Annotated in this window: 12 protein-coding genes and 3 pseudogenes; 10 read left to right on the top strand and 5 right to left on the bottom strand. The window is 42.3% G+C overall.

Annotated features, from left to right (window positions below):
* From V7K56_RS03710 to V7K56_RS03720, 3 genes and pseudogenes are all read left to right on the top strand, one after another.
* A partial coding sequence (locus V7K56_RS03710) for a HEAT repeat domain-containing protein (protein WP_334907729.1) occupies positions 1-689 on the top strand: 689 nt, incomplete at its 5' end.
* Between the two features lie 82 nt (positions 690-771).
* Positions 772-1,815 (top strand): caspase family protein, encoded by a 1,044-nt coding sequence (locus V7K56_RS03715; RefSeq protein ID WP_334907731.1) that lies wholly within the window; start codon positions 772-774, stop codon positions 1,813-1,815.
* 338 nt (positions 1,816-2,153) lie between these two features.
* Positions 2,154-3,237: pseudogene (locus tag V7K56_RS03720) on the top strand (IS630 family transposase).
* Between the two features lie 171 nt (positions 3,238-3,408).
* On the opposite strand, the gene V7K56_RS03725 reads toward V7K56_RS03720, so the two are convergent.
* Positions 3,409-4,497 (bottom strand): aromatic ring-hydroxylating dioxygenase subunit alpha, encoded by a 1,089-nt coding sequence (locus tag V7K56_RS03725; protein WP_334907733.1) that lies wholly within the window; start codon positions 4,495-4,497, stop codon positions 3,409-3,411.
* 343 nt (positions 4,498-4,840) lie between these two features.
* Here V7K56_RS03725 and V7K56_RS03730 point away from each other — a divergent pair.
* Both V7K56_RS03730 and V7K56_RS03735 read left to right on the top strand, forming a co-directional pair.
* A pseudogene (locus tag V7K56_RS03730) lies at positions 4,841-4,987 on the top strand (heavy metal-responsive transcriptional regulator); the annotation flags it as partial.
* 67 nt (positions 4,988-5,054) lie between these two features.
* Positions 5,055-5,495, top strand: coding sequence for an NIL domain-containing protein (locus V7K56_RS03735; protein ID WP_334907735.1), 441 nt, complete (start codon positions 5,055-5,057; stop codon positions 5,493-5,495).
* Between the two features lie 15 nt (positions 5,496-5,510).
* Here V7K56_RS03735 and V7K56_RS03740 read toward each other — a convergent pair whose 3' ends face one another.
* Positions 5,511-6,101 (bottom strand): Crp/Fnr family transcriptional regulator, encoded by a 591-nt coding sequence (locus V7K56_RS03740; protein WP_334907737.1) that lies wholly within the window; start codon positions 6,099-6,101, stop codon positions 5,511-5,513.
* 251 nt (positions 6,102-6,352) lie between these two features.
* Positions 6,353-7,081 carry a serine O-acetyltransferase gene (cysE, locus tag V7K56_RS03745; protein ID WP_442939909.1) on the bottom strand — a complete coding sequence of 243 codons (729 nt, stop codon included), beginning with the start codon at positions 7,079-7,081 and terminating at the stop codon, positions 6,353-6,355.
* A 213-nt stretch (positions 7,082-7,294) separates the two neighbouring features.
* Between cysE and V7K56_RS03750 the strand changes: the two genes are divergently transcribed.
* The 3 genes and pseudogenes from V7K56_RS03750 to V7K56_RS36920 form a co-directional block, all read left to right on the top strand.
* Complete coding sequence (locus V7K56_RS03750) at positions 7,295-7,777, top strand: RrF2 family transcriptional regulator (RefSeq protein ID WP_334908035.1); 483 nt, start codon at positions 7,295-7,297, stop codon at positions 7,775-7,777.
* 18 nt (positions 7,778-7,795) lie between these two features.
* On the top strand, positions 7,796-8,758 hold the full coding sequence (cysK, locus tag V7K56_RS03755) for a cysteine synthase A (RefSeq protein ID WP_334907738.1): 963 nt from the start codon (positions 7,796-7,798) through the stop codon (positions 8,756-8,758).
* 87 nt (positions 8,759-8,845) lie between these two features.
* Positions 8,846-8,926, top strand: a pseudogene (locus tag V7K56_RS36920) (hypothetical protein); the annotation flags it as partial.
* 163 nt (positions 8,927-9,089) lie between these two features.
* Here V7K56_RS36920 and V7K56_RS03760 read toward each other — a convergent pair.
* Both V7K56_RS03760 and V7K56_RS03765 read right to left on the bottom strand, forming a co-directional pair.
* The gene (locus V7K56_RS03760) at positions 9,090-9,257 is read right to left on the bottom strand and encodes a LuxR C-terminal-related transcriptional regulator (protein ID WP_334907740.1); all 168 of its coding nucleotides are present in this window, start codon (positions 9,255-9,257) and stop codon (positions 9,090-9,092) included.
* A 63-nt stretch (positions 9,258-9,320) separates the two neighbouring features.
* Positions 9,321-9,494 (bottom strand): histidine kinase, encoded by a 174-nt coding sequence (locus V7K56_RS03765; protein WP_334907742.1) that lies wholly within the window; start codon positions 9,492-9,494, stop codon positions 9,321-9,323.
* Positions 9,495-10,159: 665 nt separating this feature from the next.
* Here V7K56_RS03765 and V7K56_RS03770 point away from each other — a divergent pair.
* Positions 10,160-11,668 carry a sulfatase-like hydrolase/transferase gene (locus V7K56_RS03770; protein ID WP_334907744.1) on the top strand — a complete coding sequence of 503 codons (1,509 nt, stop codon included), beginning with the start codon at positions 10,160-10,162 and terminating at the stop codon, positions 11,666-11,668.
* A 435-nt stretch (positions 11,669-12,103) separates the two neighbouring features.
* Positions 12,104-12,730: an ester cyclase gene (locus V7K56_RS03775; protein ID WP_334907746.1), complete on the top strand. Its 627-nt coding sequence runs from the start codon at positions 12,104-12,106 to the stop codon at positions 12,728-12,730.
* Positions 12,731-13,579 lie beyond the last annotated feature (849 nt).

Here is a 13,579-nt window from a genome sequence, read left to right on the forward strand (position 1 = left end):
TAGCCGGGCAAGAGTTGATAACCTTCAAAGGGCATAGCAGTTATGTCTTGAGCGTGGCATTCAGCCCCGATGGCAAAACCATCGCCTCTGGCAGTGATGACAAGACAATCAAATTGTGGAATTTAGCCGGGCAAGAGTTGATAACCTTCAAAGGGCATAGCAGTTATGTCTTGAGCGTGGCATTCAGCCCCGATGGCAAAACCATCGCCTCTGGCAGTTATGACAGGACAATCAAATTGTGGAATTCAGCCGGGAAAGAGTTGAAAACCCTCAGAAGGTATAGCAGTTATGTCTTGAGCGTGGCATTCAGCCCCGATGGCAAAACCATCGCCTCTGGCAGTTATGACAGGACAATCAAACTCTGGGATGTGTCTGGTAAAGAACTGCAAACCCTGAATTTACAAAATCCAGTGACTTCCGTAGCATTTAGCCCTGATGCTCAAACACTAGCTAGTGCTAGCGGAAATGACGTAATTCTGTGGGATAGGGCAACAGTTGATAATCTCATAGCTGCCCTGAAAAATGCTAGTGTAGATGTTCGCCGAACCGCTGCCTCAGCTTTAGGGAACTTAGGTTCACAGGCAAAGACTGCTATCCCTGCCCTGACTGAAGCACTGAAAGATTCAGATCCAGGTGTTCGCCAGAATGCTGACTCTGCTTTAAAGCGTATCAGTGGTTTATCAAAATAGACCAGATCGCTCAAAGGAAATGCGATCGCACTTCTCCACAAGTTATAGAGTATAAAAGGCGATCGCATTCCTCACCCACCGTATGACAAACCAAACTTTTACCAACGGTTATGCATTAGTTATTGGCGTAGGTGCTGATTTACCAGTCACAGTCATCGATGCAACGGCTATACGAGATATACTGATTGATGGTGATCGCGCCGCCTATCCATCAGAACAAGTCACACTCCTCACCGAAACCTCTGCAACTCGGCAAAACATCCTCACAGTTTTTGACCAAATCATCGCCCAAGTAAATCAAAATCCTGATACAACTGTGATCATTTACTACTCTGGTCACGGTGGACGCATCCAGCGCACCAATGAATACTTCCTTATACCATTCGGCTATGACCCCAGTCAACGCGCAGACACAGCTATCTCCGGTGTAGAATTTACTCAAAAAATTGAAGCAATTACAGCGCGTAAACTCGTAGTTTTATTAGATTGCTGTCATGCTGGTGGCGTTCCAGCCTTGAAGGAACCAGGGGAAACCTTTGTAAAATCACCCTTACCGCCGGAACTGTTAAATATGCTAGAAACGGGAAGCGGTCGAGTTGTGGTTGCTTCTTCGCGAGAAGACGAATATTCTTACACGGGTCAACCCTACAGTGCTTTCACAGATTGCTTGTTGTCAGCCTTGCAAGGGAAAGCGGCGGTGAATAAGGATGGCTATGCACGTATTCTTGATATTTTAGTTTACTTGTTTGACCAAGTGCCAAAAAGAGCATCAGGGCCGCAGCACCCGTTTGTAAATAAAGTGCTGGATTTGGGCGATAATTTTCCCCTTTGCTATTACGCTGGTGGAAGTAAATTTTTGCCTGGTGAAACAGCAACTATTGAAACTAGTCCAATTCCTACTAGTTTAACTGCTGGACAACGACGGCGATCGCAACAAAAACTAGACGCACTTCAGGCAGAATTTGACATCCGCAGTGAGAAGTTTAAGCAGATGAAGAAAGCTGTAGCAATTGAGGCTGGTACGGCAGTTAAGTTTCAATTAGAACAGCAACTTCTTGATGAAGAGACGAAACTCGCACATCTTAGCGATGAATTGGACAAAATTGAGTCTGGATTGCAATCATAATACTTATGTAAATATACAGTTATTTGGTGCATAAAAATCAGAATTTACTTACTTAGAAACAAGTAAAATAGAGATATTCAGTTAATTGGTGTTTGTTTATACTATTTCAATTCTTTGTAGTCGTTATACTCATAACTTAGGTTCTACCTGGGAATTAGGAAGTGGCTTTGCCACTTCTTTTTATTTATCTGGTACTCCAATAAAAAATTGATTAAAAGTTAAAAGTAACTTTGTTAAATTTTTAACATTTATTAAATATTATACTATAGGACTCCTATTTGATTTTTGAAAAAGATTAAGAGAGAATACATAGGGGTGTAGAAGTGTAATAGCAGACAATGATAGAGGAGCATCTACAAGCAACAAGACTCTCGCAGGGAAGCAGCCTTTGTGCGCTCGCACAACTGCAAGAATTTATTGCTCAACGTCCACATGCACGTGAGGTGAGGAAAGCGTTAGCAGTAAAACTGGTTTATCAAGGCTACTTATATGAAGAGATTCAGACAATTCTAGATGTATCGCTTGGTTCGATAACAGGTTGGAAACAAGCTTATGAGCAGAATGGAATTGATGGTCTACGGTTGAACCATAAAGGAAGAAAGAGCTATCTGAGTGCCCAACAACGACAGGAGGTATTGAGTTGGCTCTCTACGAAGAACTGCTGGGAGCTTAGTAAACTGGAGTACAAGCTAGCTTTTGAGTACGATGTGGTCTATGAGTCAAAACAAAGTTACTACGACTTATTTGATGCAGCTTCTATTAGTTGAAAAAAACCACAAAGCTAAATCCGAAAGCCGACGAAGATGCTGTTGCAGCAAAAAAAAAGAGATTGAAACACTCTTGGCAAGTAACCGCTCCGAAATCGAAGCCGGAAAGTTGAGAGTATTGTTAATTGATGAGTGTCATTTGATGTGGGGGGACTTAAGCGGTTATGTGTGGGGGAAAACAGACCAACAGATAACCGTTCCAGTGGTTAACGAGCGAGACAAACAGACCTACTATGGTGCAGTTGATTATCTAGAACGAAAATTACTGCTTAAATCTTATGATCCTGGTAACTCAGGAAATACGATTGATTATCTACGTTATTTACAAGCCCAGTCCCATAATCAAAGATTGCTAATTTTTTGGGATGGTGCTAGTTACCACCGCTCCAAAGAAATTCGAGGTTTTTTAGATGAAGTAAATCTTGGTTTGCCAACTGACCAATGGAAAATACATTGTGTTCGCTTTGCTCCCAATTGTCCGTCACAAAACCCGATAGAGGATATTTGGTTGCAAGCCAAAACATGGGTTCGACGTTTTTGTGCCTTAATTCCAACATTCTCGCATTTAAAACGGATGTTTGAGTGGTTTATTCGACACACTACCTTTGATTTTCCCACTCTTGAGATGTACGGAGTTTTTTCAAAAATCAAATAGGATTCCTATATTTCGCAAAATATCTGCTAAACATTCATTGGTAGAGGCGTACATCTATACGCCCCTACAAACGATTTATATGTTACAAAGATTGTTGACAATAGTTATGATATCGCGTGCATTTAATTGGCCAAACAGTCTGACGAATTTCTGGTCATAATAGACATGATCTTAGTCATTACTCATTGTATCTTCCCATCTCTCACGCTTGGGCTTGCTCTCCACATCGCGCGATCGCGCTTCTTTCCAAGTCTCCCACATTAGGGATTGCTGTTTTTCAACATGGTTAATAAACTGCATAATTGAGTGATCTGCTTTAATAGGAGTTTTCAAATCAAACTGAATTGTTTGGAGAATCTTGATGTCACCCATGAGAAAGTACTTAGCCGCAATCTTAGTCAGCCATAGGACGACTCGATTGTATAACCAACCAAAAATTCCTTTACGTTTTTTAGTCATCAACACAACTTGACCTTCAGTTTTCCCCCCTTCGTAGAGGCGAACTGCAACCATCATGTGGATATGTAAGAAATCAGGGCCAATTGTCACAATGCCAATACTACCGTACCAATAGCAAATACTGTAAGTTATGACATTTTTGTAGAAAAGACGGATGAGCTTAATTAAAAAGAAATTGTCTTTGATGGGTGTAGTATTACTGAAGATAATCGCATTCTCGTTCAGTTCGTATCTTTCAAAAATAATTTCTAGTGGCAATTGGTGAACTGTATTAAGGTGTTGAGCATCAATCGCATTAATCATCACCACATTGGGGTGACAATTCAGCAAGAAGTGGGAATGAATGGCTACATGACACTCTTTCTGTTCTAACTCTGGAACAAATGGTAGAGGCTGTTGTGGTATTTCTCCAGTCCAAACCCAAATCATCCCATATTTTTCAGCAGTGGGCCAAGTTTGTAAATTTACGGAAGGCGGCACATCTAAACATGGGATATCAATACACATCCCCTCAGCATCAAACTTCCAGTGGTGGAAAAAACAACGTAGTGCATTACCCTCAACTTTACCTTCAGCAAGGTGAGCGCCCATGTGTGGACAGTAGGCATCTAAGGTAACTGCTCTTTTATCTTTACCACGGTAAATTACTAATTCTCTACCTAAAATCGTGACAGATTTTACTTCACCTACCCGCAGATTTTGAGAGGGTATTACCCAATACCATCCCTCAATAAAACGCTCTGGATTATTGAAAATTTTAGGTTTACGGATTGAGCTAAAAGTCTGCGAGTTGAGATTCATTTTTATGGTTTCACTTGAAGTGAAGCAGTTAATCTAGAAGTAACATGAAAACTTCAAAAAAACAGTTACTTTCAGTACCATGAGAAACAGCTACCTAACAAATGTACAAAAATTATCAGGTAAAATATTGAACAAATATTATTATAAATGTCAGAAATCTGCTAATTTAATATCAGTTAAATTTCCAATATTCATTTATAATAAATATTTGAAAATTTACAACATAGTAAAATCTCTAATCAGATAAAAAGTTCCAATACTGATGCTAATATTTGGCTTGACTCTCAAACCACTTGATATTTAGCAAAATATGTAGTAATTACAAAAGTTGAGAAAATCTACTATGTTAACTCAAGATAAAAAATTGCTTTTAATTGGTCAGATAACGGATTTAACTGGAATATTCATTATGACAATTCGTTATTATGAGAGTTTAAGTTTAATCAATTCATTAAGACGAACCAGTGATTTCCAAGTTAGTTTTTCGTTATGGACTAACAGTCAATATCACCAGTGCGCTGCTTCAACCCGATACGCAAGATGATGGCTGATTTGACTTGGATTTGTGGGGGAGAACAAAGCAACTCTACTCTAGCCTGAGTTATTTAGAAAAACTGGGACTACCGATTTGGTTGGATTTTTCTAGCGTTTATAGCGATCGCTATCCAATGACAGCACTAAATAACCAAAAAAACAATTCCCAAAACAGATTATTACTGGTTTCTTCAGTTTACGAAAAAAGCCAAGTTACTCTGATTTGTCTGTGGATACATATTCCCAAATGCTATCTGCAAGCACCCGTGATTTCGCAGTTAATTTCTACTTATAGCTTGGTAGTTAATATTACCAAGGCTATGCTACAACCAAATGCAAATGCAGAAGGATGCTTTGACATTGAACTGCGGGGAACAGTGCCACAAATTTCTAGCGGTTTAGCTTACCTAGAATTCTTGAATTTTAGAATTGTGGGCAAGCCGAATGCTGACGGCGATAGCTAGTTTTATTAAAATAATTTAAATTTCATAGTACCAAATTTCCTCTTCTCGCAACACAATTCGATGTAGAGAGAGACGATCAATCAAGCCCTCTTGCTCAAACTGCCCAAGAACACGAGTGATAGTCACACGAGTTGAACCGATCATTTCTGCTAGGTCTTCATGAGTTAGACGCATATCTATTAAACGTCCCTTCTCAACTTCTGAACCAAACTTTTTGGATAGCCATGCCAACAGCTTGATGAGCATAGTATCCACTTTTTTATGACTACGAATGATCGTTAATTCTTGAGCTTGTTGGATATGGGCAAGTAGAGTTTCTGTTAGTTCAGTCCACTCCTTTAAAGGTAAGACTGTCGCCTCCACTTTAGTTAGGCATTCCATCTGATAAGGTTCTAATTTTGACAAACTCTTACCAATGACATCTCCAGGACCCCACAATCCTAGAGCAACAGTTGTACCATCTTCTAGATAGCTAAAAGTTCTGACAAAACCCGTTTCAATCTTCCAAAGGTCGTTATAATGCTCTGGTAGAAATGACCTACGGGCAAAAAGTTGCTTAGTATTGTTACTGTTTGAACTAGAGAAGCTTGTGTACAAAGACACCATATTATATAAAACTATTCTCCGATAAATTAACCGTAGTATTACATTTATATCAGGTTATAAGAACCTATGGATATTTTAAAGAGGGGAGCAGGGGAGTAGGGGAGCCAAGGGGGACATGGGGGACAAGGGAGAATTTATTGAACAAGTCTCTCTCCGAAGTTCTAATCGCCGGAAGCCGGCGCTCAGACTTCTCTCCTTATCTCCCCCCTCTACCTTGTCTCTTCTCAATGCCCAATGCCCCATTCCCTAAATTAAATTCCTGCACCATCAAGAAAATCTTCAATCATCCCATCAGAATTTTTGCTCTTAGGTTTACCGATTGGTTCGTCGCCAAGTTCAGTTGGAGACAAACTTGATTGATCTTCCAACTGCTCGAACTGTTTCTCTAGAGACTTGACGCGTTCAAACAAAGCGCGGATTACTTCAGCTTCTACGTCGCGTACTTTATTATGATCCAGAACATTATTATTTAAGTTGTTCTGACGAGTTACGCGCCCTGGAATCCCAACTACTGTAGTGTTACTGGGGACATCTCGTAGCACCACAGAACCGGCTCCTATGCGGACGTGATCGCCAATTTGAATATTTCCCAATACTTTCGCACCCGCTCCCACAACCACATGAGAGCCTAAAGTTGGATGGCGTTTGCCACTTTCTTTCCCAGTCCCGCCAAGGGTGACACCCTGATAAATCAGAGCGTAGTCCCCTACGATCGCAGTCTCACCAATCACAACTCCCATGCCGTGATCGATAAACACTCCCTGGCCAATTAATGCCCCAGGATGAATTTCAATTCCGGTTAAAAACCTACTAAGATGAGAAATGAATCTTGGTATAAAAGGAATTCCAATTTTATACAGCCAGTGTGCCAATCGATGGCATATTAGGGCTTGGAATCCAGGGTAACAAAACAATACTTCTAGCCAGTTACGGGCTGCTGGGTCACGCTCAAAAATAGTTTGCAAATCAGTTAGTAGCATACTCTGTTGAGATTTTTGTTCGTAGGTGAGATTCTGAAAACAGAAACTCAGGATAATTCCCACAAAAAGATCGAGTTATTTATGGGAATTGTGTTAAATAGCAATCTACGGTAAGTCGATAGATTATAGTGTTTTTGTGGGGAATAAGTGGGATGCTATCACATTCCACAGTTGAAAAAAATTAATTTCGCATAAACTGCGATAAGTCCCTCAATTCACCGTAGTATATTGAGTACAGTGTTGAATAGCCAAAACTACACTCTTTTGGATCTGTCTTCCAAAGTGGAATACGCGCTGCTGGCACTCTTAGAACTAGCAAGCCACCACGGAAAAAAACTTCCTTTGACCATGAGCGAGATCGCTGCTAAACAACCAATACCTGAGCGCTATCTAGAACAAATTTTGACTAACCTCCGGCGTGCTGGTGTGGTGCAGAGTCAACGCGGCTCTAAAGGAGGTTTCGTTTTAGTTCGTGAACCTTGGCAGATTACAATACTTGAAATTGTCACTTTGGTCGAAGGCGAGCGGAAAGAGAAAGATACTTCTAACTCTCCGACTCTAGAAAAGACTCTGGTTTATGAAGTTTGGGAGCAAGCTAACGCTGCCTCAATTGAAGTTTTGGGTCGTTATACACTCCAAGACTTGTGCGAGGAAAGAGAAACTCGCGCCCAGCAGAGTCCAATGTATTATATTTAGACACGACGGAGTACCCCCATGCAGATAGCGAAAGATATCACAGAGTTAATCGGACGAACTCCTTTAGTTCAATTAAACAAGATTCCCCAAGCTTCAGGAGCGGTTGCTCGGATTGTGGTGAAGCTAGAAAGCATGAATCCAGCATCTTCTGTGAAAGACCGGATTGGCGCGAGTATGGTGGAAGCGGCGGAAGAAGCAGGCTTGATTCACCCCGGAAAAACTGTTTTAGTAGAGCCAACTTCTGGAAATACAGGAATTGCGCTAGCGATGGTGGCAGCTGCCAAGGGCTACCATCTCATTCTAACGATGCCTGACACAATGAGCCACGAAAGACGATCCATGCTCAAAGCTTATGGCGCTCAACTAGAGTTAACGCCAGGGGTAGAAGGGATGCGAGGAGCGATCGCTCATGCAGAGCAGCTTGTAGCTAAAACGTCCAATGCTTATATGTTGCAGCAGTTCCGCAACCCTGCTAACCCGAAAGTTCACGCCGAAACCACAGCCGAAGAAATTTGGGATGATACCGATGGAGAAGTAGATATTCTCGTAGCGGGAGTGGGTACTGGTGGGACGATTACGGGAGTTGCAGAAGTTATTAAAAAACGAAAGCCAAGTTTTAAAGCGATCGCAGTTGAACCAAGCAACAGTCCGGTGTTAACAGGTGGTAAATCAGGGCCTCACAAAATCCAGGGTATTGGCGCAGGATTTATCCCAGCAATTTATCGTTCAGAAGTGGTAGATGAAGTGATTCAGGTAGCGGATGAACAAGCGATCGCTTACAGCCGTCGCCTAGCAAAAGAAGAAGGATTGCTATCGGGGATTTCTACTGGCGCTGCTTTATACGCAGCTATTCAAGTGGCACAACGTCCAGAAAATGCAGGTCGCCTCATCGTCATGATCCAGCCTAGCTTCGGCGAACGTTACCTCAGCACCTCACTCTTCAAAGACCCAGAAGAGAATGAGTGGTTGAGTAAAGTTTGATTTGATAGACGAATTTTAGATTTTGGATTTGAGATCTTATCCTAGTCCAAAATCTCTGAGTTCTGAGCCAAATTTACTTTAAGTCAAGGATTTGGCAAAGGGCTGTCAAAAATCTTCAACAGACGAACCCTACTCAAAAGGGTTTATGAGTGGAATTTTCAAAACTAATTGAACCGTACTGTCAAATAACGGTGGAAACTGTTGCAGAATAAGATGTAGTGCTGTGTGTTAGAGACACTAAGTTTCAAAGTATTTGGGATGATTGATGGTAAAAGCCCTTGATTAATTCTTGCCCATCTCTCCCAAAAAAATCGCTCTTGTAAAGCTTAAGTTATAGATTGGCGATTCCACGTTGGAAGGCAGTCATGACTGCTTGAGTGCGATCACTCACGCCCAGTTTTTGCAAAATGTTAGTAATGTGAAACTTGACGGTTCCTTCAGTAATGCCCAATGCTAAACTAATCGCTTGAGTGTTTTTGCCTTTGGCTAACAGCTTCACGCGATTGCTGTAACGATCCGACTAAATCCTGGTACTCATCAGCGTTGGGGTGCAGTGACCAGACTAAACGACGAGATTCGGCAAGTCCAGCCCGCGCCAGGATTTTGACTTGCTCAATAATGTCCCAGGCGATCGCGGCATCAACAGTTGCGTAGTATGAGCGTTGTTGAGTTGCAGCGTAATTCCGGTAAAGGTTTGCGCCAGAGTATCGTGAATTTCTCGTGCTACGCTAATCAAGACTCAGCTTTGCTTTGCAGCTATCTGGAGTCATCAAAGCGGCGCAAGATAGTGAATAAACTCATCTCACTGCTACCAATTAAGAATCAGAAGGCTCAGCTAAAAACCTTTGATTTTCCACAGTGAATAAATTCATTTCACTGCTACCAATTAAGAATTAGAGGAGAGGGTACCTGTACCAAGTGCTTATAAAAAGCGTTTTGATATTGAGCGGAGTCGGAGACATTCCGCCTCCGAGAAATGTTTCGACACTTTAAAAGTGCTGGCGACAAATTAGAAAATACCAATGTTTGTGATAGTCCCTTGATATCTCTGATTTTAATAATATCTTTTGCTTAGAGTATGTCCACCTTTCAAGGGCAAAAACTTAAGCGTATTAGTGTACAAAAATATATTGCTAGAGTCAAATAATATGGACGATTTATCAGGAGATATAGCAGTTGTTTAAATATTCAATTTAATGGGGGTTTTAAACCCCTTTATTCATCTACCAGTCAGACTCCAATTCAATTCTAAATTCTGACTCCTGAATTCTGTTTTGATAAAAGTTTGGTTTTTTACTATGCCCAAAGCCCCAAAACCAAAAAATGAAACTATGACATTGTAAATTAAGAGGTCATTTGATGAAAACATTCAATTTGAGATCGAAGTTTTTTGTTCTAATAATGATCGGCGTTTTAGTAGTCAATGTGCTTTTATCAGCACCACAAAAAGCTTTCACTCAGACAAGTAAACCTAATATTGTTTTCGTCCTAGTGGATGACATGGACGCTGACACAATTAACAGAAATCCGGAGAAATATGCACCACGCATTAAGTCGCTTTTGCTCGACCAGGGCGTGACATTTCCTAACTTTTTTGTAAACGTGTCTCTATGCTGTCCATCGCGCACGAGTATTTTGCGCGGTCAAAACGCCCATAATACAGGGGTCTTGACTAACTCCTTACCTGATGGGGGTTTCCAAAAAGTCTATGCCCAAGGCTTAGAAAAACAGATGATCGCCACCTCGTTACAGGCAAATGGTTACCGGACAGTGTTGATTGGCAAGTACCTCAATGGCTACCCCAACACAGCTCCCAATGATACCTACATTCCGCCTGGTTGGACAGAGTGGTATAGCCCGATGGAAAATGGCCAAAAGAAATATGGCAATCCTTACTCTCAGTTCAATTACACGCTGAACAAGAATGGCAAGCTGATCAAGTACGGTGACAAGCCCAAAGACTACGGTACAGATGTTTATACTGGCTTTGCCATTGATTTCATCCAACGTTCTGCCAAAGACGGCAAACCGTTTTTCGTTTATCTAGCTCCTTTTAACATTCACGCACCATATACGCCAGCACCACGCCATAAGAACCTCTTTCCAGATGCTAAAGCGCCCCGTCCAGACAATTTTAACGAAGCTGATGTTAGTACTAAGCCTCAATACATTCAAAATCTGGATCGACTCAATCAAACACAAATCGACGACATTGATAAAAGTTATCGAAAGCGCTTGCGATCGCTACAGTCAGTTGATGAGGCAATTGGCAAGTTGGTCGATACGCTCAAGACAAATGGGCAACTTGACAATACTTACATCGTTTTCACTTCTGATAACGGTTACAAACAAGGTATTCACCGGATAAGTTCAGGCAAACAAAGTGCCTACGAGGAAGATATTCGCTTGAATCTAGTAGTGCGTGGACCGGGAATTCCAGCAGGCAAGAAACTGCAAGAGCAAGTGGGTAATATCGACTTTTTCCCAACCTTTACTGATATTGCTGGAGTTAAACCACCCGCTTTTGTTGATGGACGCTCGTTCTTACCCTTGTTAAAGGGTACGACACCAGAACTCCCTAAGTGGCGTCATGCATTTCTAGTAGAACACAAACTCAATGACAATGCACTTGGAGATGATGAACAGTTACAGCTTCAACCAGAGCGAAAACACCAAATACCGAAGATCCCTACTTACCAGGCGATCCGCACACAAGATTATACCTATGTTGAATATGAAACTGGGGCGAAGGAACTGTACAACATCAAAAAAGACCCATATCAGTTGAACAACCTGGTTTCTACAGCCGATCCAACTCTACTCAAACGGCATGTTGACCGACTGAATAAACTGCGTACTTGTCAAGCCGATTCCTGTCGAGCAATTGAGGAGGAGCCATTCACTCCCTAAGAAGGTTCTGCTAGGATACGTACTGCGTATCCTGGTAAATCAGACAAAGCAACAGCGAATATCCAAAGCCAGCGATGGAATTTAAGGTTTTTGGTGACTAATTTAGGGGGTTTTGTTGTAGAAGCGATCGCTTGGATTTATCTATGTCCGACCGCAGAGGACACGGACTGATGAAGATTTGAGAGTTTTTTTGCGTAAGTCCTAAAAAAACAAAAGACAGCATTAATATAATAAGGCCCTGGGTTACTTTACGCTAAGCCATCCTACGTTTTTCAAATTAAACCTGAAACAGGAGAAACAATCATGACTACAGAAGAATCTCAATGTTTCGTCAATCTGATTACTTAGTTTTAATTTTTCCCCTACACCCTTACACCCAAAAGCCAGCCAGATTAAGGATTTGCGCTTTTCTTAGTGCCATTCCTTACTAGAGTCATGAAAGGAGAGCGTAAATCAGGAACTTACACCAACATGGTCAAAGAGCAAATGGACGAACAAACTTCTTTACAGGCAATCACCAATCTGACACCAGCCCAGGAGTTTTTGCAAGAACTCTGGGAAGAGCATCTGCGGGACGAGTTTGTCACTCACAACACTGAAGATACCCTCGCCACAATGGTTGATAATGCTTACGTTAACAACATTCCGGTAATGACCGGGGGAGTAGGGCAACCTGCACTGCACGAGTTTTATTCCAAATACTTCATTCCACAGATGCCGCCTGACACCGAGCTGACCCCGCTCTCGCGCACGATCGGGACTGATCAGCTCGTCGATGAAATGGTGTTTAAGTTCACTCATACCATGAGGATGGACTGGATGCTACCCGGCATTGCTCCAACAGGAAAAAGGGTTGAAGTGGCACTGGTAGCGATTGTCCAGTTCCGTGACGGCAAGCTAGCCCATGAGCATATCTACTGGGATCAAGCGAGTGTATTGGTTCAAATCGGCTTGCTCGATCCTGGTACGCTGCCCGTTGTGGGCGTTGACAGTGCGCGTAAGGCGATCAATCCGAACTTGCCCTCAAACGCACTGATTGATATCGCCAGCGATGCTGAGTGAACTAGAAGCCTTCCAAAGCGAACGCACGGTATTTCTGAACCCCTTGCTGGGTAAGGATATTGACGAAAAAATCGGCTAAATTATAAAACGCCGAAACCCTTGCTATTATTCCAACACTACCCAATTATGGCAAACAAAGAAGACTATTCTTTAATCGAAGCAATGCTTCGACGGCGCGAGCGCCGCTTTGGTAAAGGAATGAAGCTAGGTAGTCCTTTAGATTATCAAACAATACGGTTCAGTTAAGGAAATTTATTTGTTAAGGCAGGCAGGGGAGGCAGGGGAAGCAGGGGAAGCAGGGGGAGAGAAAAAAGCTTAACTGAACTGTATTGGATTATCAAAGTCAATAGACCTCTTGCACAAATATTAATAGACCCCCTTAATCCCACGCCACTTGCTACAACGGAGGGAACCTCCCGAAGTTCTGATCGGAGGAAGCCTCCGCTCAGACTTCTCTTCGCAATGCAGTGGCTCCCCGATATATTGGGGGAAAATTGAGCAAGTTTACTCCCTCTCCTTACCAAGAGGAGCCACTGCGTTGGGCGGCTCTGCCGACAGCCAAGCAAGTGGCGTGAGGGTTGGGGTGGGGTTTTGAGGATTCATGCAAGAGGTCTAATATCTGCCGCAGCCACTAACTCTCGAACAAGAGGCACTTTTGGGCTTTGCTGCTTCGGGAGTAACGGGTTACGCTCTAGCCGAATTACCCTATGCACCAGCAGCCTAAGTTCGACAGGCAGCGGTGGCAATATTATAGTTAACTTTATCGGGCGTACCGTTGCCAGTGCGGATGCGGTATTGACGTTTCATACGGTGGTTTTGTTGTGGTAAATAAAACCTACCACGTCAGTC

Source organism: Nostoc sp. (genome assembly GCF_036917535.1).
GTDB lineage: Bacteria > Cyanobacteriota > Cyanobacteriia > Cyanobacteriales > Nostocaceae > Nostoc.

Coding starts and splice junctions, on each gene's coding strand:
- V7K56_RS03715 (WP_334907731.1), top strand. CDS start 772: ATGACAAACCAAACTTTTACCAACGGTTATGCATTAGTTATTGGCGTA.
- V7K56_RS03725 (WP_334907733.1), bottom strand. CDS start 4,497: ATGAATCTCAACTCGCAGACTTTTAGCTCAATCCGTAAACCTAAAATT.
- V7K56_RS03740 (WP_334907737.1), bottom strand. CDS start 6,101: ATGGTGTCTTTGTACACAAGCTTCTCTAGTTCAAACAGTAACAATACT.
- cysE (WP_442939909.1), bottom strand. CDS start 7,081: ATGCTACTAACTGATTTGCAAACTATTTTTGAGCGTGACCCAGCAGCC.
- cysK (WP_334907738.1), top strand. CDS start 7,796: ATGCAGATAGCGAAAGATATCACAGAGTTAATCGGACGAACTCCTTTA.
- V7K56_RS03770 (WP_334907744.1), top strand. CDS start 10,160: ATGATCGGCGTTTTAGTAGTCAATGTGCTTTTATCAGCACCACAAAAA.
- V7K56_RS03775 (WP_334907746.1), top strand. CDS start 12,104: ATGAAAGGAGAGCGTAAATCAGGAACTTACACCAACATGGTCAAAGAG.